This is a genomic window from Methylobacterium sp. SD274 (assembly GCF_017355285.1).
Classification (GTDB): domain Bacteria; phylum Pseudomonadota; class Alphaproteobacteria; order Rhizobiales; family Beijerinckiaceae; genus Methylobacterium.
This window is the reverse complement of the sequence record NZ_JADIJP010000011.1, coordinates 1-19,924: the sequence shown is the minus strand read 5'-3', so window position 1 is coordinate 19,924 and position 19,924 is coordinate 1. Positions and strand designations below refer to the sequence as shown.

The following is a 19,924-nucleotide window of genomic DNA, read 5'->3' as shown; positions in this document are numbered from 1 at the left end:
CGATCTCGACAGAACCCGTCCCGGCCATGCCAGGGCGGGTTTCTTTTTTGTCGCGATCCCCTGCCGAAGGCGTTCTCCGGCATCGTCGCGTCTTGCTCTCTGCGAGTCGTGGCCCCACGTCGAATCCATGTTCTTTCGCACGCTCGCCTCGCGCTACTCCCTGTCGAACCTGCCCGCGCAGGCGACGGAGCGCCTGCGGATCGCACCGCTGGTCCAGGCGGATGCAGAAGCGGTCCGCGCGCTGACCGACGACCCGGCCATCACCCGAGTGGTGGATTTCCTCCCAACTCCCTTCACTCTCGACCACGCCCGCCGCCTCATCGGCAGCGGCAAGCCGGTGAAGGATTGCTTTCTCGGGGCCAAGGCCGATGGCGCTCTCGTGGCGGTGATCGGCGTCCATCTGCGCGGAGAACACGCGGTCGAAATCGGATATTGGGTCGGCGGCGCCGCCCGCGGCCGAGGCTACGGCAGCGAAGCAGTCGCCGGCGTCGTCGCGATTCTGCGCAAGCGCTTTCCCCACCGCTTCATCGTCGCCGAATGCCGGCCTGAGAACGCAGCCTCTCGCGGGCTGCTGCTCAAGACCGGCTTTCGCGATACCGGCGACGAGGGGCATCGGCCGGGCCGACGGATCTTCTCGCTGGATCCGGTCTGAACGGGTCGGACGGCCTACGAGCCTCAGCGGCTCCGACAATCCTTACCGTACCAGTACCCCGTCCGGGCATCGAAGCCGCCGCCGGAAGCGGCATTGCAGACCGATAAGGTTTTGTCGCCGACGCGCTGCTGGCTGAGAGCCTTGTAAAGATCCGCGCGGGCTTCGCGCTCGCGGTTCTGCGCGGCGAGATCGGCCTGAATCTGGAGATTCCGCTCGGCCCGCATGCGCTGGCGGTCCCGGTCGATGTTCATCATGCAGGTCGCGAATCCTTCGGAATCAGGGGCGAACCCGTAACCGGAGCACTGACCGAGATCGAGCTTCCGCTGCTCCTCCGCAGACACGCATCCGGCAAGGCCGATCGCACAGGCGGCGATCAGGAGCGCACTCCGACCGAACGATCCCGAACGAGACACGGTGCCGGGAATCCGGCCAAACTCCGCCTGGGCGACCAGTGCTGGATGCGTGGCAAGGTGAGGCGAGGATTCGAAAGACATGACACCGGAACGAAAGGAGGGATCGATTAGGTATCGATAGCTCCCCTCAGACTAATTTTTGGTTCTTCGTCATTATGGATGGATCCTTAAATCGATCCCGTTCCCCTAAGTGTATTCTCGCAATATGCCTGGATTTGGCAGCTTGGATAAGAATGAATTTGTCGGTCGTCGAAACGAATCGCTTACCACAAAGGCCCTGCAAGTTTGCCTAGGAAACATCCCGAGCCCCGGATCATGGCCTATTCCGCTGCGATCTGCCCGGTGTCATGTCCCATCCAGGCAGCCAGATCGGCCCGCGCCCGGTCGGTATAGGCGCGCTTCTTCGCCACCGCCTTTTCAGGCCCCTTGAGACGCTTGCCGCCTTCTCCTTTCGGAGAATGGGCGAGCGGCGGAAACAGGCCGAAATTGACGTTCATCGGCTGGAACGAGCGCGGCGCGCCGGCATCCTCGGCCGCGATGTGGCCGCCGGTGATATGGCCGATGAGGGCACCCAGCGCCGTCGTGGCAGGCAGCGGCTCCAGCGTGTCACCGCGGGCCTCGGCCACGGCGAAGCGCCCGGCCATGAGGCCGATGGCGGCGCTCTCGACATACCCCTCGCAACCGGTGATCTGGCCGGCGAAGCGCAAGCTCGGGCGTGCCTTCAGGCGGAGCGTCGCGTCGAGGAGACGGGGCGAGTCGAGATAGGTGTTGCGGTGCAGCCCACCGAGACGCGCGAATTCCGCGTTCTCAAGGCCGGGAATCGTGCGGAACACCCGGACCTGTTCGGAATAGGTCAGCTTCGTCTGGAAGCCGACCATGTTGTAGAGCGTGCCCAACGCGTTGTCCTGACGCAGCTGGACGATGGCGCAGGCCTTCACGGTGGGGTCGTGCGGGTTGGTGAGGCCGACGGGCTTCATCGGGCCGTGACGCAGCGTCTCGGGGCCGCGCTCGGCCATGACCTCGATCGGCAGGCAGCCATCGAAATAGGGGGTGGTCGCCTCCCATTCCTTGAAACCGATCTTGTCGCCCTCGATCAATGCCTGGATGAAGGCGTCGTACTGTTCGCGATTCATCGGGCAGTTGATGTAATCCGCCCCCGTGCCGCCGGGGCCGACCTTGTCGTAACGCGACTGGAACCACGCCTTGTCCATGTCGATGGAGTCGCGGTGGACGATGGGCGCGATGGCATCGAAAAAGGCGAGGGCCTCGGCGCCGGTGAGCGCGCGGATGGCCTGCGCCAGGGCTGGCGAAGTGAGGGGGCCGGTGGCGATGATGGTCCGGCCCCATTCCTCCGGCGGCAGGCCCTCGATCTCCTCGCGTTCGATCGTGACGAGGGGATGTGCCTCCAGGGCGGCGGTGACGGCAGCGGCGAACCCGTCGCGGTCCACGGCCAGCGCCCCCCCGGCCGGGACCTGATTGGCATCGGCCGCGCGCAGGATCAGCGACCCGAGCGTCCGCATTTCCTGGTGCAACAGGCCGACGGCGTTGCCGTTGGCATCGTCCGAGCGGAACGAATTCGAGCAGACGAGCTCGGCGAGATCCCGGCTCTTATGCGCCTCCGTGCCGCGCACAGGCCGCATCTCGTGGAGAACAACAGGATGACCGCTCTCGGCGATCTGCCAGGCGGCCTCCGACCCGGCGAGGCCGCCGCCGACGATATGGATGGGGGAAGTGTCTGCTCGGTCCGTCATGGTCACGGGATAGACCCGTGACCCGCCCCGATCAATGCAGCTGCGGCGAGACGAGGAAGCGTTCGCGGTCGCTCGACGTCACGGTCAGCTTGATCGGGCGTCCCTCCCGCTCGATCGTGAGAGGGACCCGCACCCCGGCCTCGCCCAGCGCCCAGATCTGGCGGAAGAACCCGGCGAGATCCTCCACCGGCTCGCCCGCGACAGCGGCGAGCACGTCGCCCACGCGCAGGTCCGCGCTCTCGGCGGGCCCGTCATCGGCCAGGCCCATCACCACCACCGCGCCGTCATTGTCGCTGGCATAGAGGCCGAGCCAGGGCCGGGTCGGCCGGTCCGCCCGCCCGCGTGTGGTCAGGTCCTCGAGGATCGGTGGCAGAAGGTCGATGGGAACGACGAGGTTGATCGCCTTCGGACCCTCGGTCCCGCCCTGCTGGAGCTGCAGGGAGCCGATGCCGAGGAGGTCGCCCGCCGGGCCGATCAAAGCCGTACCGCCCCAATGCGGGTGAGACGGCGCGGTGAACAGGGCCTCGTCGAGGACGTACTCCCAGTAGCCGGCGAATTCCTGCCGGGCGATCAGCTTGGCGGCGACGCTGCGCGTGCGTCCCCCAGCCCCGGCCACCACGGCCTTGTCTCCGATCTTCAGGCTCTCCGAGCGCCCGATGGGAAGCGGCGGCAGCCGCAGATCGCCCAATGCCTGGACGAGGCCGAACCCGGTCACGGCATCGAAGCCGACCACGTGGCCCGGGACCGAGCGCCCGTCATGGGTGGTCATCCAGACGCTCTCCGCCTCGGTGACGAGGTAGCCGATGGTGAGGACGAGGCCGTCCTCGCGGATCACCACGCCGTTCCCGGCGCGTTCCGTCCCCAGGGTTTCCGCCGTGAACGCCTCGGGCGGGATGCGCGTGGAGAGCGACACCATGGCCGAAAGGGCCCTGTCGAGATCGTACGCGTAATCGCCGGCCTTGGGCTGCACGGCGGAGGGAATCTTCCAGTCTCCGTGCGACGTCATCAATCCCGTATCCCTGTCCTGCGCCTCGGACCCATGAGCTCTGGCGGATCCGCAGAGCGTGGGGGTCATCGGTTCCATCCGGGAGATAGGTCGCCGGCTCGCCGTCGAACACCCTGCGCAGGTCGGGCGCGTGACAGAGGTGCGCCGATCCACATCGATCGCCCGCAACACAGTAGCCTAGGCCCGTGCGCTCGATTAAGACTTGGGTTAACGTTCACGCCAGATGGAACGGCTGCGCCATGTCCTGTCGAGTCTTGTCTTGTCGAGAGGACGCCTGACCCTTGCGTGACGATGCGGCACTGGCGCGCCTGATCTCGGCGGTCGCATCCGGCAACGAGCAGGCTTTGCGCGCGCTCTACGATCTGACCGCCCCGAAACTTTTCGGCATCGTGCTCCGTATCCAGCGAGATCGCGGCATGGCGGAAGACGTGCTCCAGGATGTCTTCCTGCGGATATGGCAAAGTGCCGGCTCGTTCTCTCCGGAGGCGGGTCGCCCCTTGCCCTGGCTCTGCGCCATCGCCCGTAACCGGGCGATCGACGGGGTCCGCCGCAAGGGAGAGGTCCAGGGGCCGGTGACCGAGGACGGGGAGGATTGGGTGGAACGGCTCGCCGATCCCCACGACAGCGAGGAGGCGATTCTCGGGCGCGATGCCCTGCGCGCCTGCCTGTCCCGCCTGGAGGCGACGCAGCGCGACTGCATCGTCCTCGCCTATTGCGAGGGGCATTCCCGGGAAGAACTGGCAGAACGGTTCGCGCGTCCCGTCAACACCATCAAGACGTGGCTGCATCGCGGGCTAGCGGCCCTGCGGGGCTGCCTGGAGGGGCCGGCATGACCGAAGACCCCACCGAGCGCGATCTTCGCGCCGCCGAATACGTCATCGGTACGCTCGACGCCACCGAGCGCGCCGCCATGGACCTGGAGCTCGCCGTCGACCCCGCCGCTCGCGCCGCCGTGCGGGAGTGGGAGCGTCGCCTGGCCCCTCTCGCCGCCGTCATTCCCGAGATCGAACCGGGCGAGGGCGTATGGCCGGCGATCCTGCGCGCGCTGCCCAACCGGGCCTCCCCGTCTCCGGCGGCGAACGACAACCGCGTGGCCGCCCTATCGCGCAAGCTCGGCCTGTGGCGGGCCGCAGCGGCGGGCGCAGGGGTGCTGGCTGCCGGGCTCGCCCTGTTCATCGCCGTCGGCCCCCGCCCCGGTGGGGAGGGCGAGACACGCTACGTCGCCGTGGTCTCCAGCGGCGGCGAGGCTCCGGCCCTCATCGTCAGCATCGATACGGTGGCGGGAACCGCACGAGTGCGCCCGGTCGGCGCCGAGGCGCCGGCGGGAAGCAGCCTCGAATTGTGGTATGTCGGAGCCGACAAGACGCCGAAATCCCTCGGGCTGATCGGCAAGGACGCGGCACGCGTGGCCCTGCCCGCCGGGTCCGATGCCGCGCGGCGCGGCGAGGGTGTCTTCGCCGTCTCGGTGGAGCCGCCGAACGGTTCTGCCACCGGCCTGCCTACCGGCCCCGTCGTCTATACTGGCAAGCTCATCCGCGATTGAGGGCGGCCCGGATTGGGGCCCGCCACGATGGAGCCCTCCCATGCCGCGCTTTGCCGCGAACCTGACGCTGCTCTTCACCGAGCATGCCTTCCTCGACCGGTTCGAGGCCGCGTCCCGTGCCGGGTTCACGGCGGTGGAATTCCTATTCCCCTACGAGCATTCGCCGGACGACATCGCCGGGCGCCTCGCCGCGAATGGCCTGGACCTCGTACTGTTCAACATGCCGCCGGGGGATTGGGCAACCGGCGACCGAGGGCTCGCCGCCTTGCCGGAACGGTTCGACGAGATGCAGGCCGGGGTCGAGACAGCGCTCGCCTACGCGCTCGCCGCGGGCTGCCCTCGCCTGCACCTGATGGCGGGCATGGCCAACCGGCAGGATGACCACGCCATGGAAGCGTATCGCCGGTCCGTGCGATATGCAGCCGAACGCCTTGCCCGGCATGGCATCGACCTCCTGATCGAGCCCATCAACGGTCGCTCCATGCCGGGCTATTTTCTCGACGATGTCGATGCCGCCGCCGAACTCGTCGCGGCATTGCGCGCGGAGGGTCTCACCAACCTCAAGCTCCAGTTCGACATCTTTCATTGTCAGATCCTGCACGGAGACGTGACAATGCGGCTGGCCCGCCTCCTGCCGCTGATTGGCCATGTCCAGGTCGCGAGCGTACCGGCGCGCCACGAGCCCGGTACGGGGGAGGTGAACGACGCCTTCGTCTTCACCGAACTCGACAGGCTCGGATATTCGGGCTCGGTCGGGTGCGAGTACAATCCGCGTGGCCGAACCGAAGATGGGCTCGGCTGGCTGAGCACCTATGCGGGCGGACGAGCTCGGATTTAGCGCCGTCAGGTCGGTTCCCCCTCGGAGCCGATAAAGCATACCGCTTCCACCTGGCATGGTTGACCACGGAGGAGTAGGACCATCAATTGTTTATGACGCGGCATCGTGGTTAGGGACTGCCCCGGCCGGCTCGAACGGCCAAGCTTCGAGAAGCTTTTCCCCAGGGGCAGATCAATCGATGGCCGACCTCTTCAAACCCGTTGCCCTGACGGGGAATGCCGTCGTGGACAGCCTCATCCTCGGCGGCGCCTGGAACGCCGTGACCCTGACCTACGGGTTCAAGGCGCAGGACATCGATGCGAACGGGATCGACGATTTCTCCGAGGGCGACTGGAAGGCGTTCTACAGGGAGATCTACGACACCGTCAGCAGCGTCGCGAATGTCGATTTCGTCGAAGGCAGCGTGGCGCGGGCCCAATTGATCCAGCGGCTCGATGTCGGCGGAGGCGGCGAATCCGGCACGCCCGCCCCGGGCGTCACCTCGCTGGAAACCGCGGTAGGCATCGACCCGACGAGCGTGAAAGGGGCCGCCGACGTGGTCCGCCTCGGCACCTATTCCGAAACCTGGATCCACGAGATCGGCCACAGCCTTGGCCTCGGCCACCCCCATGACGGGGAGAACGGCAAGTTGCCGGGTGTCGTCGAGCCGGGCGATTTCGGCACCGGCAACCTCAACTCCCAGATCTATACGGTGATGGGCTACACCTTCCCGTTCTGGGGCGAGGACAACCCGTTCACGCCCGAGCGCGACGAGAACACCGCGCTCAATGCCCAGCCGGGCTCCTTCGGGGCCATCGACATCGCAGCCCTGCAGCATCTCTACGGAGCCCGCGCCCACAACGCCGGCAACGACGTCTATCGCTTCAGCGACGATGTCGATGCCAATCGCGGTTACACCACGATCTGGGATACGGGCGGCTCCGATACGATCGTCTATGAGGGGTCGAGCGCGGCCAAGATCGACCTGCGCGCGGCGACCCTGAAAGCCGAGATCGGCGGGGGCGGCTGGCTCTCGACGTCGGAAACCCTGATCGGCGGCGTGACCATCGCCAACGGCGTCTCCATCGAGAAGGCGAAGGGCGGGGCGGGCGACGACATCCTCATCGGCAATGACGGCGCCAACCGACTCGACGGCGGACGGGGGGCCGACCGCATGAGCGGTGGGCTCGGAAACGACACCTATGTCACGGACGGCCGCGACACGATCGAGGAGGCGGCCAGGAGCGGTACGGATCAGGTGCTGAGTTCGGCCAGCCACCGCCTCGGCACGAATCTCGAAACTCTGAGGCTCATCGGCTCGAAGGCGATCGATGGCATCGGCAACGCCGTCGCCAATACGATCACCGGCAACGGCGCCGGCAACATGCTGACGGGCGGAGCCGGAAACGACGTTTTCACCGGCGGGGAGGGGGCGGATACCTTCCTGTTTCGCACGCGGCCCGGAACCGGCAACACCGATCACATCCGCGATTTCTCCGTCGCCGAGGATGTCGTCGCGCTCTCGAGCAAGGTCTTCGCGGCCCTTCGCGCCGGCCCCCTCGCGGAGAAAGCTTTCAAGGACCTCTCGTCGGGACCGGCCGATGCGGATGACCGCGTTCTCTACGACGCCACGACCGGCACCCTCTCCTACGATGCCGACGGGAGCGGAGCCGGCACCGCCCGCACCTTCGCCGTCATCGATACGAAAGTGCTCCTGACCTTCGAGGATATCCTCGTCGTCTAGGTTTCCCACCGTCGACAAGGCGACCGGTCCGGCGTCGAGAGGGCAAGCGGTGCCGCCCCTGAGCGATAGTGTCCAAGGGCGATGCGGAAGCCTCACTTCCTGGCGGGATCGGTCCGCTTCAGGATCGCCTCCATCTGCGCGATCTCAGTCTCCTGAGTCTTGACGATGGCTTCGGCCAGGGACCGGACTTCCGGATCCTTCGAGTATTGGAGGGCGACCTTGGCCATGGCCAATGCGCCCTTGTGATGCGGGATCATGCCGGCGGCGAAGTCGCGGTCGACGTCGCCGGAATAGCGGATCTCCATGTCGCCGTGCATGCGCATGCTCGCCTCTTTGAAGGCGCGAGTCGCCGGGGTGTCGGCGGCCTTGCCCTTCGCGGCGGGCTTCGACCCGTGGTCATGGCTGTGCGAATGGGTAGTGCCGTCCTCGTGGCGGTGCTCTTCGGCCGCGAGAACCGGGGAGGCGAGGGGCAGAGCCAGGATCGCGGCCAGGATCGCGGGGAGGGCTGTCTTCGTCATCGGAGTTCCCTGTCGTCAGAAGGTTGCAGGCGGGGAGGGCATGGTCCCCGCCACCGGGAAGGGGGCTTCATCGCCGGGCGCTTCGCGCAGTCGGGCGAAGGCGGGGCCGCCGAAGCGCAGCATCAGGACCGGCGTCAGCACGGCGTCGAGGAGCGTCGCGCTGATGAGGCCACCGAAGATCGTCACGGCCACGGGGTGCAGGATCTCCTTGCCCGGCGCGGTGCCGTCGACCAGCAGCGGCACCAGGGCGATCCCTGCGGCGAGCGCCGTCATCAGCACCGGCACGAGGCGCTCGTTGCTCGCCCGCAGCACCAGGGCCGGGCCGAAGGGCAGCCCCTCGTTCAGCCCGAGATTCAGCACGTGGCTGATCTTCAGGATGCCGTTGCGGGCGACGATGCCGGTGAGCGTCACGAAGCCGATCATCGAGGCCACCGAAAGCGGCAGCCCGGCGATAGTGAGGGCGACGACGCTGCCGATGAGGGCGAGCGGCACGTTGCCCATGACGATGAGAGCCAGCACGCCGGAGCGGTAACGGCTCGCCAGCAGGGCGAAGACCAGGGCGAAGGAGACGAGGCCGAGGAGGCCGATGCGGCGGGTCGCCTCCCCTTGCGCCTCGAACGCGCCTTCGAGGCGCGCGCTGATCCCCTCCGGCAGCGTCGTCCGGGCCAGGGCCTGCGCGATGTCGGCGGCGACCTTCGAGCCGTCCGAGCCCGGCACGGTGTTGGCCTGGACCACGATGCGACGGCGGCCGTTCTCGCGCTGAATCTGGTTGGGACCGTCGCGCTCGGCGATGTCAGCCAGCGCGTGGGCCGGCACCCAGCCCGACGGCGTCTCGATGAGGAGGTCGCGCAAGGCGGCCATGGAGCGGCCGCTTTCGGGCAGACGCAGCACCACATCGAAGCGGCGCAGGCCCTCGACCAGGGTGGAGACAACGCGTCCGTTGGCGAGCTGCCCCACCGTATCCACCACCGTCGCGGGGGAGACGCCGTAGAGGGCGGCCTTCGCCGGATCGACCCGCACCTCGATCTGGGGAACGCGTACCTGCCGCTCGACCTGGAGGTCGGCGACACCCGGAATGCCGGACAAGGTCTCGCGCAGGGATTCGGCGGTGCGTCGCAACGCGTCGAGATCCTCGCCGAACAGCTTGAGGGCGATCTCGGCCCGAACGCCGGAGAGCATGTGGTCGAGCCGGTGCGAGATCGGCTGGCCGACATTCACCGTGACAGGAAGAACGGAAAGCCGCCCCCGGATCTCGGCGGTGATGGCGTCGCGCTCGCGTCCGCCGGGCTCCAGGCGGATCTCCAGATCGGTGGAATGGACCCCTTCGGCATGCTCGTCGAGCTCGGCGCGGCCCGTCCGACGCCCGACCTTGTCGACCTCGGGGATCTCCATCAGCAGGCGCTCGGCGATGGCGCCGACGCGAGCGGATTCGGCGAGCGAGATGCCGGGGGTGAAGGTGGTGGTGACCGTGAACGAGCCTTCGTTGAAGGTCGGCAGGAAGGCGCGGGGCAACCGGCCCGCGCCGTAGCCGGCGGCGATCACCGCCAGGACCGCGTAGACCATGGCAAGGCGTTGATGGGCGAAGGCCGTTTCCACCAGTCGCCCATTGGCCCGCTTGAGGCCGCGGATCAGCCGGTTCTCGGGATGGTCGAGGCTCTTCAGGCCAGGGAGCAGCCAGGAGGAGAGGACGGGCGTCAGGGTCAGCGAGACCACGAGGCTCGACAGGATGGCGATGATGTAGGCTTGGCCGAGCGGCGCGAAGAGCCGGCCTTCGATCCCCGACAGGGCGAAGAGCGGCACGAAGACGAGACAGATGATGATCGTGGCGTAGACGATACCGGAGCGCACCTCGTTCGAGGCATCCACGATCACCGAGAAGGTGCTGCGAGGCGAACCCTCCGCCCGGTTGTCGCGCAGGCGCCGCAGGATGTTCTCCACATCGACGACGGCGTCGTCCACCAGCTCTCCGATGGCGATGGCGAGGCCGCCGAGCGTCATCGTGTTGATGGAGAGGCCCAGCAGAGAGAACACCGTGGCGGTGGCGAGGATCGAGACGGGAATGGCGGCGAGCGAGATCAGCGTGGTCCGCACGTTCATCAGGAAGGCGAACAGCACCACGGCCACAACGGCCACGGCTTCGATCAGCACCGTGATCACGTTACGAAGCGATGTCTCGATGAAGTCCGCCTGCCGGAACAGGACGTTGCCGGCCTCGATTCCGTGCGGCAGGGAGGGGCCGATCTCCTTGAGCGCCGCCTCGACCTCGCGGGTCAGGCGCACGGTGTCGATCCCCGGCTGCTTCTCGATGGAGACCACCACGGCGGGATTGCCCATGAAGCCGCCGTCGCCGCGCTTGGGCCGCGCTCCGAAGGCGATCTCGGCGACCTGCCGCAGGTAGACCGGACCGCCCGGCGTCGTGACGACGAGATTGCGAAGGTCGTCGAGATCGGTGGTGCGGCCGAGCGCGCGGATCAGGACCTCGCGGCCGCCGGCCTCGGAATAGCCGCCACCGGCATTGCCGCCGTAATTCTGCAGGGCTCGGGTGAGGGCCTCGTCGGTGACGCCCAGCGCCCGCATGGCGGCGGGATTGGGGGCGACCCGGAACTGGCGCACCTCGCCGCCGATGGGGATGACCTGCGCCACGCCCGGGATCGAGAGCAGGCGCGGGCGCAAGGTGAAGTCGGCGGTCTCGCGCACCTGCATCGGGGTCGCGGTCTTCGAGGTGACGGCGACCAGCAGGATGCCGCCCATGATCGAGGAGACCGGCCCCATCTGCGGAATCACGTTCGGCGGCAGCTCCGAGCGCGCGAGCGCCAGCCTTTCATTGACGAACTGCCGGTCCCGGAACAGGTCGGTGTCCCACTCGAACTCCACCGTGACGATGGACAGGCCGATGCCGGAGACCGAGCGCACCCGGCTGACACCGGGCAGGCCATTCATGCGGGTCTCGATCGGGTAGGTCACCCGCTGCTCGACTTCCGTGGGCGCGAGCCCCTCGGCTTCGGTCAGGATCGTGACCGTGGGCCGGTTGAGGTCGGGGAGTACGTCGACGGGCAGGCGCGCGAGGGAGAGCGCGCCGGTCAGGACCAGGGCGAAGGCGAGGGCCAGCACGAGCAGGCGGTTGCGCAGGGATTGCGCGACGATGAGGCCGAACATGGGGCTGTCTCCTCAGCGGATCTGGTCGAGGAGTTCGGCGCCCTGGACGACGACGCGCCGTCCCGGCTCCAGACCGTCGGCGATGAGGGTGCGGTCGGCATCGAGGGAATCGGTGCGGACGGTGCGCGCCACGAAGCGCTCGGCGCCGACATGCTCGTAGACGACGCTCCCGCCCTCGGCGCGGAGGATGCCGGACCGTGGGACGGCGAGGCCGGTCCGCTCCCCCGTCAGGGGGGCGTGGACGGTGACGAACTGGCCGAGACGAAGACCGGTCGTGTCGTCTTCCACCGCGAATTGCACGGGAACGGCCTGATTGCGATCGGCGAGGCCGGCGCCGCGATAGGCCAGCGCCATGCTGCGCCCGTCCCCGAGCCGGGCCGTCGCCGCACCCTCAGGGGACAGGGCCTCGAAGCTCAGCGCCTCGATCCAAAGCTTCTTCGGATCGAGGATGCGGAAGACGACGGTGCCGGGAGCCGCCATGGCGCCTGCAGTGGCGCTGGCCTCGGCGATGACTCCGTCCACGGGTGCGACCAGTGCCTCGGGCGAGCCACGGACCGCATCGAGGGCGGCGCGGCGGTCCTTCAGCCCGTCGCGCTCGGATCGGGCATCGTCGAGCTGGGTCTGCGCCACGGCGCCGGTCCCCGCCAGACGCTCGAACCGGACCACGCGCCGGTCGAGGATCGCGATCTGCTGGTCGAGTTCGCCCTGGCGCTGGCGCATGTCGGAGACGTCCACCGCCTGGACGGGCGGAGTGACGGTGGCGAGCACCTCGCCGCGCGTCACACGGGTTCCGAGGCGAGGAAATCCGCTTGCCGGAGGGGCTAGGCGGCCGCCCACGGAGGATTGCACCACGCCGCTGGCATTGGGATCGGCGATGACCCGGCCGGGCAGGGCCACGGTGCGGGCCACGTTCTCCGTCGCCGTCAGGGCGGTGCGCAGGACGAGGAGCCGCTGCAGGGATTTGGGTACGAAGATCGACCCGTCGCCTAAGCGCTTGGCCCGGTCGGCGCCGCCGGAGGGCGGGCTCGCCATCATCCCCCCCTCGGCCGGCGCGGCATCGTGGCCTTCATGGGCGAGGGCGGCGCTGCCCAGCACGATCGTCGCCGTGACCGCCAGGACGACGACGATGGGAATCGTGCGCCGACGGCGGATCAGGACGACGGCGCCGAGGCCGAGGAGAAAGCCCCCGGCGGCGGTGACGGAGGGCGGCTGGTGCGTCAGGCGCTCGACCAGGGAGGCGGCGGTCGCCGTCTCGGACGCCGCAGCCGCGGCTTTGGGGGCGGGCAGGTCGAGATCCAGGGAGAGGATGTCGGTGCTGCCCTCCGCCGTCACCGCGACGAGGAGGTCGTGGTGCTCGGATTCCTCGAGCCAGGGCGCCGGGAGCCGGTAGGTGCCGTCGGCCTGGAGCTCGGCCTTCCTGCGCCCGTCCGGCGTCGAGAGGGCGAGGGTGGCGTCGATGACCGGTGCGTTGGTCTCGAACGCGTCGAGATAGAAGACGAGATCGTGCCCCTGCACGGTGGCGACGAGTTCGTAGCGCTCCGACTTCGCCTCGGCTCGCGGTGCTGCCGCCGCGACGGGCAGGGCAGGGGCCTCGTCTCCGTGGGAATGGCCCTCATGGGACAGGACCGCGCCGGTCAGGGCCGCCCAGGCGATGGCGCACGCTGCGACACGGCGCAGGGCAGCCGGAAAAACGATGGACATGATGCGAGAAACCTTGGCGCCGTTGAAGCAGGAGACGGCGATCCACGCGAGGCCGGAAGGCAGCCGCGCGGGAACGCCGTCGTTACGTCAGGCGAAGGATCTCGGGGGTTCGGACGGGGAATCCGGGGCGGCATCCGTCCGTGCGGAGGCGGCACCCACGGGAACGGGTCCGGTCAGTCCGGCGGAGGATGCGACGTCGCCCTCGGTGGGAGCGAGGCCGAGGGCGCAACAGGGAGCGCCACAGCCGCCGGCGCAGCAGGGACCGGCACAGCCAAGATGAGGCTCGGCCCGCAGGACCGAGACTACGGCACGCATGCCGCTATCGGACGTGATCCCCTGGACCGCTTTCGTCTCGCGGGCGTTCTGAACCTGAACGCGCTCGACCTGGACCCGCTCGACCTGGGCCCCGGTTCCGTGCCCATGCCCGGTATGGGCGCTCGCGGGCGACGACATGGCGAAGCCGGCGATCGCGAGGATCACCGTCATCAGCCAGAGCGCGAGGCTCCGGTCCAGATTGCGCCGGATGGGTTTCATGTCGGCGCAGAGCGTAGCATAGGGCATGCGCCCGCGACAGGGCCGATCGCAACTCGGAAGGCTAGACGCGTGAGACAGATCCTCGTGATCGGCATCGGCACCGGCAATCCGGAGCACGTCACGATCCAGGCGATCCGGGCCTTGAACACGGTGGATGTGGTCTTCGTCCTCGACAAGGGGGGCGAGAAGGCCGACCTCGTCGCCCTGCGCCGTGAGATCTGCGAGCGCTACATCGAGGAGCGGCCCTACCGCATCGTCGAGGCCCAGGATCCGGAGCGCGACCGCAACCCTGCCGATTACGGCGTGGCCGTGGAGGATTGGCACAGTGCCCGCGCCGCCCTGTACGAAGCGATGATCGAGCGGGAACTGCAAGAAGACGAGACCGGGGCCTTCCTGGTCTGGGGTGACCCGTCGCTCTACGACAGCACCCTGCGGATCATCGACCGGATCGTCGCGCGAGGCCGCCTCGCCTTCGAGTACCGAGTGATCCCCGGCATCACCAGCGTCCAGGCCCTGGCGGCCAGTCACCGCATCGCCCTCAACCGCATCGGCGCGCCGGTGCAGCTCACCACGGGACGCCAGATCGCTGGCGGCCTCTCCGAGGAGGCCGACACCACCGTGGTGATGCTCGACGGCGACCCAACCTTCGCCCATCTCGACCCGGAGCTGGCGATCTATTGGGGCGCCTATCTCGGGAGCGACGACGAGATCACCCTCTCGGGTCGCCTCGGCGACGTCGCCGCCGAGATCCGGCGCATCCGGGCGGAGGCGAGGGCACGCCACGGCTGGATCATGGACATCTACCTGCTACGGAAGCCGGCCGATTAGGCCAGGATCACGTCTCTCGACGCCAACCTCACCCTCAATGATCGCGGCGTCGCTCGCCCCTCTCGATGTGACCGGCCAGCGTGAAGCCGATTTCTCGCATCAGGGCATCGAGGAGTGCCGTCAGCTTCGGCTGGTGGAGGCCGGTCGCGAGGTCTTGCAGGGCGATGGCGTGTTCCGCCATGCGGTTAGCCGCCGCCTGGGCCTGCATGTCGGGCTGATGAGGGAGGGCGCCATCCTCGGTGTGATCGATGACGATGCCGAGCCCCCTCGCGCACTCGCCAGACCCGTCCCGCTCAACCCGTCCGCGCAGGCCGAGCCGGCGCTCGCCTCGAACCGTCCTGAAGACGATCTCGAACAGACCGCCCCCCTCGGTGGCGGCATGTAGGGCATTCTCCACGCGAGACCGGTCCTCATCGTGGATCGCCGTCAGGAAGGCGTCGAAACTCACTACCTCCGTCTCCGGAACGAAGCCGAGAATCTCCGCGAGCAAACCGGAGACGGCGATGCGGCCAGCCCAGACGTCGTGGGACCAGACGCCAACGATTCCCGATGCGTCGAGCGCATCCCGAAGGCTATCCGAGTCGTCGGGGAAAAAGCTGGTGCGCGCAGGCATGGATCTCCTGGGCCGCCGGGGCCGGGCCGCTGACAGCGAAACGGTGACCGCGGAGTATCCCGAAGCCAGGTCGGACCTCCATTGGGTCATTACCTGAGGTTGATAAATGCTTCGACATACGGCGACTGAGACCGCATCATACCCCTAAAACCGCATCACTGAAAGCTTTTAACACGTTATGCGTGCATTAAAGGCAACCTGAGATTGCCACCAAGTGCATGTTCGCCGGGGGACGGGGAGATCGATCGTGGCCCACGATCCTCAGCCAACGGAACCCTCCGAGCCCCGGCGTCGATCTTAACCACTGATTAACCATGACCCGCCAAAAACCGGGATCAGGGCATCCTGGTGTCACGGGACGACGGCTTCGAGCGCGTCCGGTGTCGATCCGAGGCCGGGAATTCGATCGGCCTCCGGGCCGATATTCGCCCCGGCACGGCAGGAATGCGACATCTCAAGCCGCGAGAAGGGCTCCCGTATGAAAGCCATCACCTTCGTCACCCAGAAGGGAGGCAGTGGAAAGAGCACCCTGTGCATCTCACTGGCGGTGGCGGCGCAGGAGCGCGGCCTGTCGGTCTGCATCCTGGAAATGGACCGCCAGGCGACGATCAGCGACTGGCTCGACCACCGCACGGCGGATGGCCCGGAAGTGGCACAGATCGACGCGACGCAGATCGAAGCCGTCATGACCCAGCTGCGTGAATCCTCCTACGATTACGTCTTCATCGATACGCCGGGCGTCGATTCCACCGGCACGCTCTCGGCGATCCGCGCGGCCGATCTCTGCATCATCCCCTGCCGCCCCACCCCGGCGGACCTGCGCGCGTTCAAGCCGACCCTGGCCGCCATCTACCGCCTGGAGAAGAAGTTCGCCTTCGTGCTGAACCAGACCCCACCGCGCTCCTACCGGATCCGCGACGCAGCCGATGGCCTCGCCGTGCTGGGCATCCTGCCGGACGTGAACATCGTCGCGCGGACCGATCACCAGGACGCGATCGGCGTCGGTCAGGGCGTCACCGAATTCAACCCCAAGGGCCAGGCCGCCGGCGAAGTCCGCAAGCTCTGGACGTGGATCGAGAAGCGGATGCAGGTCGTCAAACATGCCAAAGCCGCCTAGGCCGAGCCTCGCCTCCATCGTCGCGGGAGCCGCCTCCCCAGGGAGGAGCGCCGATATCGTCCAGCTCGATACGGGCCACACGCCCGTCCGCAAGGCGCCTGGCACCCTGAAGGAGCGTGCCAGGCAGATGTCGGTCTATCTGGAGCCGCCGGTCTACGACCAGCTGCGCGACCTCGCCCATACCGAGCGCACGAAGATGCATGCGCTCATGCTGGAAGCCCTCGATCTGCTGTTCAAACAGCGCGGGACCATGCCGATCGAGCGGCTGAACGAGACGAGCCACCGCTGATACCCGGCTCCTGTCGATGCCTGGCATCGACAGGATAAAATCATTTCTTGCCAAATACTTATTTACATACCCTCAACTGACGCATCCGCATTTGGCGGCACCGACCTCCTGACCTGCCGGACGGAACTCCGAGACGATGTCCACAACCGCGAGAACGTGATTCTCTTCACTCTGACAGGGTTTTGTAGCGCGCTCTTCACTTGATGAATGAGTGGATAAGGCCGGCCCCGCCCTCGACCCGCAGCGTTCAGCTTTCCTTTACGTCAACCCGACAATTGTCTGTGCAATCGAAGCCCGTTCTTTCCGGGCGGCCTTCGACGGCCGGACCGGATCGCTCTTCCGTTCCCCGAGCCCTGTATGGTGTTTCGAGAGCGTAGAGTGCTGGGCGGTTCGGTATGGCGCGTTCGACGAAGGCCGGATCGGCTCCAACGGCGGGCGTACCGCTGCTGCGCCTCCTCGCCGTGTCCGTGGTGGCATTGACCACCGCCAATTGCGCGCAGAACACCCAGAAGCTCGCTGGCCCGGCCGGGTCCTCCGGATCGTCCTACGATCCGAAATACGGTGTGAAGGCCAGTCCTCGCCTCTATAACGAGGGCGACACGATCCCCAAGGGCGGCGGCCGCCGCTTCTCGGGAAAGCCCTACGTGGTGGCGGGCCGCACCTACGTGCCCCGCGACGATGCCAAGGGCTATGTCCGCGAGGGCCTGGCCTCTTGGTACGGCAGCGCGTTCCACGGCCGGATGACCGCCAACGGCGAGGTATTCGACCGTCACTCCATCGCAGCCGCCCACCCGACGCTGCCCCTGCCGAGCTACGTCCGGGTCACCAACCTCGCCAACCGCCATTCGATGATCGTGCGCGTCAACGATCGCGGCCCTTATCATGCCAACCGGCTCATGGACGTGTCGGAGGAGGTGGCCCAGGCCCTGGAATTCCACCGCAGCGGCACCGCCAAGGTCCGGGTGGAGTATGTGGGCAAGGCCTCCACCGCCGGCAGCGACGACCGCAAGCTGATGGCGACCTTGCGCACCGATGGAGCGCCCGCCCGCGTCGGCGGCGCTTCACCGGTGATGATGGCCGATCTCGGCCCCGATGCCGAAACGGAGCGTCTGTCGCGCGCGCAGCGTCCCGCCATGGCCTTCAAGCCGGCCCCTGACGAGGACGATGCAGCTCCCGCGCCGCGTCCTGCCCGGCCCGCGCCGGTCCTGGTGGCAGGCGGCTCCAGCGTCGCCGTACCGGCGGCCCTGCAGCCCACCGCGTCCCGGTCGCATGCGTTCCGGCCGACCATGCCGGATCGCCCGGCACCGGCCCTGCAGATGGCTCATGCCGCGCCGAAGGCGAAGGGATCGCCGCCCCACGCCGTGGCAGCGACGCGCCTCGCTTCGAGCGCCGGCCCAGCCCAGAACCTTGCCCAAGCCCCTGCCCAGGCATCGAAGCACGGCGCCACGACGACCAAGGACGCGAAGACGCTCCAGGCCAAGCTGGAATCCTCCGCTCCGAAGACGAAACTCGCCCACGTGCCGGTCCCGGCGGCACCGCAGAGGATGGCGGCCGCCCCTGCTCCCTCGCGCGGCCCGGTGGTGAAGACGGCGAGCACCGCGACTCCGGCACGCTCCGCGACAGGCCATGCCGCGGTGGCGAACCTGCGTCCGGCTGCGCCGCCCTCGAGCCCGCTGGGAACGGCCAAGGCCAGCGTCGCCAAGCTGTCCGTGCCTCCGGCCGGCTCGCAGCCCGTCGGCGCACAGGCCGGACGCGGCAAGTCGTCCGCCCCGGCGGTCGCCACCGCCGCAGCGAAGCCGGCCCAGCCACGCCGCTCGCGCATCGCCGAGGTCAACTGACCGTCGAACGACCGAGACCGGCGGCATCGTCTCGTCCACCGTGTCGCGACATCATCGGCAAAGTTGCGTTCGATTTCGCGGGCGATCCGCTATACCATCTCGCAAGGGCGAGAACGGACCGGGCTTATCAGCCAAGCCTCGGGGCCGACGGGCATGAGGCGAACGATGCGTGCGACGACGAACCGGACGAATCTGGCCGCCGGCTTTCGGGCCGGACTGGCAGGCTTGAGCCTGTCGGCGATCGGCTGGTTCGCAGCCCTTCCCGCCCTTGCCCAGAGTTTCCAGACAGCCGCTCCCCACGCCATCCTGATCGATGCGGATTCGGGCTCCGTGTTGTTCGAAAAAGCGGCCGACGAGCTGTTCTCGCCGGCCAGCATGGCCAAGCTGATGACCACGGAGATCGTTTTCAACGAGATCCGGCAGGGCCGGCTCAGCATGGAGAGCGAATTCCAGATCACCGAGGACGCCTGGCGCCGGGGCGGTGCCGGGGGAGGCGGCTCCTCGATGTTCGCCCAGCTCAACAGCCGCATCAAGCTGTCCGATCTGCTGCGCGGCCTGATCGTGCAATCGGGCAACGACGCGGCCATCGCCATCGGCGAGGGCATCGCCGGCTCAGAGGAGAATTTCGGTCGGATGATGACCGCGCGGGCCAAGGAAATCGGCCTGACGCGCTCCACCTTCCGCAACGCCACCGGCTATTCCGCGCCCGACCAGAAGGTCACCGCACGCGATCTCGCCAAGCTGGCGATCCACCTCATCGACACCTATCCCGATCTCTACAAGATCTTCGCCGAGCGCGAGTTCACCTGGAACAAGATCAAGCAGCAGAACCGCAATCCGCTGCTGACCCTCGATATCGGGGCCGACGGGCTCAAGACCGGATATCTCGAGGAATCGGGCTACGGCCTCACGGGCTCGGCGGTCCAGAACGGCCAGCGCCTCATCATGGTGGTCAGCGGCCTCAAGACGGCGCGCGACCGCGCCGCCGAGTCGCGCAAGCTAGTGGAATGGGGATTCCGCGCCTTCGAGCCGCGCCAGATCTTCGCCAGCGGTGAGACCGTGGCCGATGCCTCCGTCTTCGGCGGGGCGCAGGGTAGCGTCCCGCTGGTGGCCAAGAAGCCGGTTCGGGTGCTCCTGCCCCGTGGCAACGGCGACCGCATCAGCGCCCGCGTCGTCTATCAGGGTCCCCTGACCGCGCCGGTGGAACAAGGCAAGGAGGTGGGCCGCCTGCGCGTCACCCGCGGCGACACCCAGGCCCTCGACCTGCCGGTCTATGCCGGAGAAGACGTGCCAGCCGGCACGATCCCGCAGCGCGCCCTCGACGGAGCCTGGGAGTTCGGGACCGGGCTGTTCCGGCGCGCCTTCGACAAGGTCGGCGCGGGTGACAAGGCCGGCGCGACCGAT

General features: G+C 67.9%; 18 protein-coding genes. 10 read left to right on the top strand and 8 right to left on the bottom strand.

Annotation, left to right across the window (positions count from 1 at the left end; translation table 11 throughout):
* Nucleotides 1–127 precede the first annotated feature (127 nt).
* Nucleotides 128–652: a GNAT family N-acetyltransferase gene (locus IPV08_RS11500; protein ID WP_207411993.1), complete on the top strand. Its 525-nt coding sequence runs from the start codon at nt 128–130 to the stop codon at nt 650–652.
* 23 nt (nt 653–675) lie between these two features.
* On the opposite strand, the gene IPV08_RS11495 is transcribed toward IPV08_RS11500, so the two are convergent.
* The 3 genes from IPV08_RS11495 to IPV08_RS11485 all read right to left on the bottom strand — a co-directional run bounded on the left by IPV08_RS11495 (nt 676) and on the right by IPV08_RS11485 (nt 3,822).
* Nucleotides 676–906, bottom strand: a complete 231-nt coding sequence (locus IPV08_RS11495; RefSeq protein WP_246747912.1) for a hypothetical protein — start codon at nt 904–906, stop codon at nt 676–678.
* 479 nt (nt 907–1,385) lie between these two features.
* Nucleotides 1,386–2,816: a methylenetetrahydrofolate--tRNA-(uracil(54)-C(5))-methyltransferase (FADH(2)-oxidizing) TrmFO gene (gene trmFO / locus IPV08_RS11490; RefSeq protein WP_207411992.1), complete on the bottom strand. Its 1,431-nt coding sequence runs from the start codon at nt 2,814–2,816 to the stop codon at nt 1,386–1,388.
* Between the two features lie 31 nt (nt 2,817–2,847).
* Nucleotides 2,848–3,822, bottom strand: coding sequence for a S1C family serine protease (locus IPV08_RS11485; protein WP_207411991.1), 975 nt, complete (start codon nt 3,820–3,822; stop codon nt 2,848–2,850).
* Between the two features lie 281 nt (nt 3,823–4,103).
* On the opposite strand from IPV08_RS11485, the gene IPV08_RS11480 reads away from it, so the two are divergent.
* From IPV08_RS11480 to IPV08_RS11465, 4 genes are all read left to right on the top strand, one after another.
* Entirely contained in the window at nt 4,104–4,655 is a 552-nt protein-coding gene (locus IPV08_RS11480; protein ID WP_207411990.1) for a sigma-70 family RNA polymerase sigma factor, read from the top strand.
* Nucleotides 4,652–5,365, top strand: a complete 714-nt coding sequence (locus IPV08_RS11475) for an anti-sigma factor (protein ID WP_207411989.1) — start codon at nt 4,652–4,654, stop codon at nt 5,363–5,365. The genes IPV08_RS11480 and IPV08_RS11475 overlap by 4 nt, the downstream gene beginning before the upstream one ends.
* Nucleotides 5,366–5,405: 40 nt before the next feature.
* Complete coding sequence (gene otnI, locus IPV08_RS11470; protein WP_207411988.1) at nt 5,406–6,203, top strand: 2-oxo-tetronate isomerase; 798 nt, start codon at nt 5,406–5,408, stop codon at nt 6,201–6,203.
* A gap of 178 nt (nt 6,204–6,381) precedes the next feature.
* Nucleotides 6,382–7,926, top strand: a complete 1,545-nt coding sequence (locus IPV08_RS11465; protein ID WP_207411987.1) for a M10 family metallopeptidase C-terminal domain-containing protein — start codon at nt 6,382–6,384, stop codon at nt 7,924–7,926.
* Between the two features lie 92 nt (nt 7,927–8,018).
* On the opposite strand, the gene IPV08_RS11460 is transcribed toward IPV08_RS11465, so the two are convergent.
* From IPV08_RS11460 to IPV08_RS11445, 4 genes are all read right to left on the bottom strand, one after another.
* On the bottom strand, nt 8,019–8,444 hold the full coding sequence (locus IPV08_RS11460; RefSeq protein ID WP_207411986.1) for a DUF305 domain-containing protein: 426 nt from the start codon (nt 8,442–8,444) through the stop codon (nt 8,019–8,021).
* Between the two features lie 15 nt (nt 8,445–8,459).
* The gene (locus IPV08_RS11455; protein ID WP_207411985.1) at nt 8,460–11,600 is read right to left on the bottom strand and encodes an efflux RND transporter permease subunit; all 3,141 of its coding nucleotides are present in this window, start codon (nt 11,598–11,600) and stop codon (nt 8,460–8,462) included.
* Between the two features lie 12 nt (nt 11,601–11,612).
* Nucleotides 11,613–13,301: an efflux RND transporter periplasmic adaptor subunit gene (locus IPV08_RS11450; protein ID WP_207411984.1), complete on the bottom strand. Its 1,689-nt coding sequence runs from the start codon at nt 13,299–13,301 to the stop codon at nt 11,613–11,615.
* Between the two features lie 87 nt (nt 13,302–13,388).
* The gene (locus IPV08_RS11445; RefSeq protein WP_207411983.1) at nt 13,389–13,862 is read right to left on the bottom strand and encodes a hypothetical protein; all 474 of its coding nucleotides are present in this window, start codon (nt 13,860–13,862) and stop codon (nt 13,389–13,391) included.
* A gap of 42 nt (nt 13,863–13,904) precedes the next feature.
* On the opposite strand from IPV08_RS11445, the gene cobF reads away from it, so the two are divergent.
* Nucleotides 13,905–14,663 carry a precorrin-6A synthase (deacetylating) gene (gene cobF, locus IPV08_RS11440; RefSeq protein WP_207411982.1) on the top strand — a complete coding sequence of 253 codons (759 nt, stop codon included), beginning with the start codon at nt 13,905–13,907 and terminating at the stop codon, nt 14,661–14,663.
* 34 nt (nt 14,664–14,697) lie between these two features.
* Here the strand turns inward: cobF and IPV08_RS11435 are convergent, their stop codons facing one another.
* Entirely contained in the window at nt 14,698–15,276 is a 579-nt protein-coding gene (locus IPV08_RS11435) for a PAS domain-containing protein (protein WP_207411981.1), read from the bottom strand.
* A 478-nt stretch (nt 15,277–15,754) separates the two neighbouring features.
* Between IPV08_RS11435 and IPV08_RS11430 the strand changes: the two genes are divergently transcribed.
* The 4 genes from IPV08_RS11430 to IPV08_RS11415 all read left to right on the top strand — a co-directional run.
* Nucleotides 15,755–16,393, top strand: coding sequence for a ParA family protein (locus tag IPV08_RS11430; protein WP_056424260.1), 639 nt, complete (start codon nt 15,755–15,757; stop codon nt 16,391–16,393).
* Nucleotides 16,377–16,682, top strand: a complete 306-nt coding sequence (locus tag IPV08_RS11425; RefSeq protein ID WP_056424261.1) for a ribbon-helix-helix domain-containing protein — start codon at nt 16,377–16,379, stop codon at nt 16,680–16,682. Before IPV08_RS11430 ends, IPV08_RS11425 begins: the two co-directional genes overlap by 17 nt.
* Nucleotides 16,683–17,077: 395 nt before the next feature.
* Nucleotides 17,078–18,520, top strand: coding sequence for a septal ring lytic transglycosylase RlpA family protein (locus IPV08_RS11420; protein ID WP_207411980.1), 1,443 nt, complete (start codon nt 17,078–17,080; stop codon nt 18,518–18,520).
* Nucleotides 18,521–18,685: 165 nt separating this feature from the next.
* Nucleotides 18,686–19,924 (top strand): D-alanyl-D-alanine carboxypeptidase family protein (locus IPV08_RS11415; RefSeq protein WP_207411979.1); only part of this gene is annotated, 1,239 nt, incomplete at its 3' end.

Bases quoted from the DNA above. Each gene is read 5' to 3' on its own strand.
- IPV08_RS11500 (WP_207411993.1), top strand. From the start codon at position 128: ATGTTCTTTCGCACGCTCGCCTCGCGCTACTCCCTGTCGAACCTGCCC.
- IPV08_RS11495 (WP_246747912.1), bottom strand. From the start codon at position 906: ATGATGAACATCGACCGGGACCGCCAGCGCATGCGGGCCGAGCGGAAT.
- trmFO (WP_207411992.1), bottom strand. From the start codon at position 2,816: ATGACGGACCGAGCAGACACTTCCCCCATCCATATCGTCGGCGGCGGC.
- IPV08_RS11485 (WP_207411991.1), bottom strand. From the start codon at position 3,822: ATGACGTCGCACGGAGACTGGAAGATTCCCTCCGCCGTGCAGCCCAAG.
- IPV08_RS11475 (WP_207411989.1), top strand. From the start codon at position 4,652: ATGACCGAAGACCCCACCGAGCGCGATCTTCGCGCCGCCGAATACGTC.
- otnI (WP_207411988.1), top strand. From the start codon at position 5,406: ATGCCGCGCTTTGCCGCGAACCTGACGCTGCTCTTCACCGAGCATGCC.
- IPV08_RS11465 (WP_207411987.1), top strand. From the start codon at position 6,382: ATGGCCGACCTCTTCAAACCCGTTGCCCTGACGGGGAATGCCGTCGTG.
- IPV08_RS11460 (WP_207411986.1), bottom strand. From the start codon at position 8,444: ATGACGAAGACAGCCCTCCCCGCGATCCTGGCCGCGATCCTGGCTCTG.
- IPV08_RS11455 (WP_207411985.1), bottom strand. From the start codon at position 11,600: ATGTTCGGCCTCATCGTCGCGCAATCCCTGCGCAACCGCCTGCTCGTG.
- IPV08_RS11450 (WP_207411984.1), bottom strand. From the start codon at position 13,301: ATGTCCATCGTTTTTCCGGCTGCCCTGCGCCGTGTCGCAGCGTGCGCC.
- IPV08_RS11445 (WP_207411983.1), bottom strand. From the start codon at position 13,862: ATGCCCTATGCTACGCTCTGCGCCGACATGAAACCCATCCGGCGCAAT.
- IPV08_RS11435 (WP_207411981.1), bottom strand. From the start codon at position 15,276: ATGCCTGCGCGCACCAGCTTTTTCCCCGACGACTCGGATAGCCTTCGG.
- IPV08_RS11430 (WP_056424260.1), top strand. From the start codon at position 15,755: ATGAAAGCCATCACCTTCGTCACCCAGAAGGGAGGCAGTGGAAAGAGC.
- IPV08_RS11425 (WP_056424261.1), top strand. From the start codon at position 16,377: ATGCCAAAGCCGCCTAGGCCGAGCCTCGCCTCCATCGTCGCGGGAGCC.
- IPV08_RS11420 (WP_207411980.1), top strand. From the start codon at position 17,078: ATGGCGCGTTCGACGAAGGCCGGATCGGCTCCAACGGCGGGCGTACCG.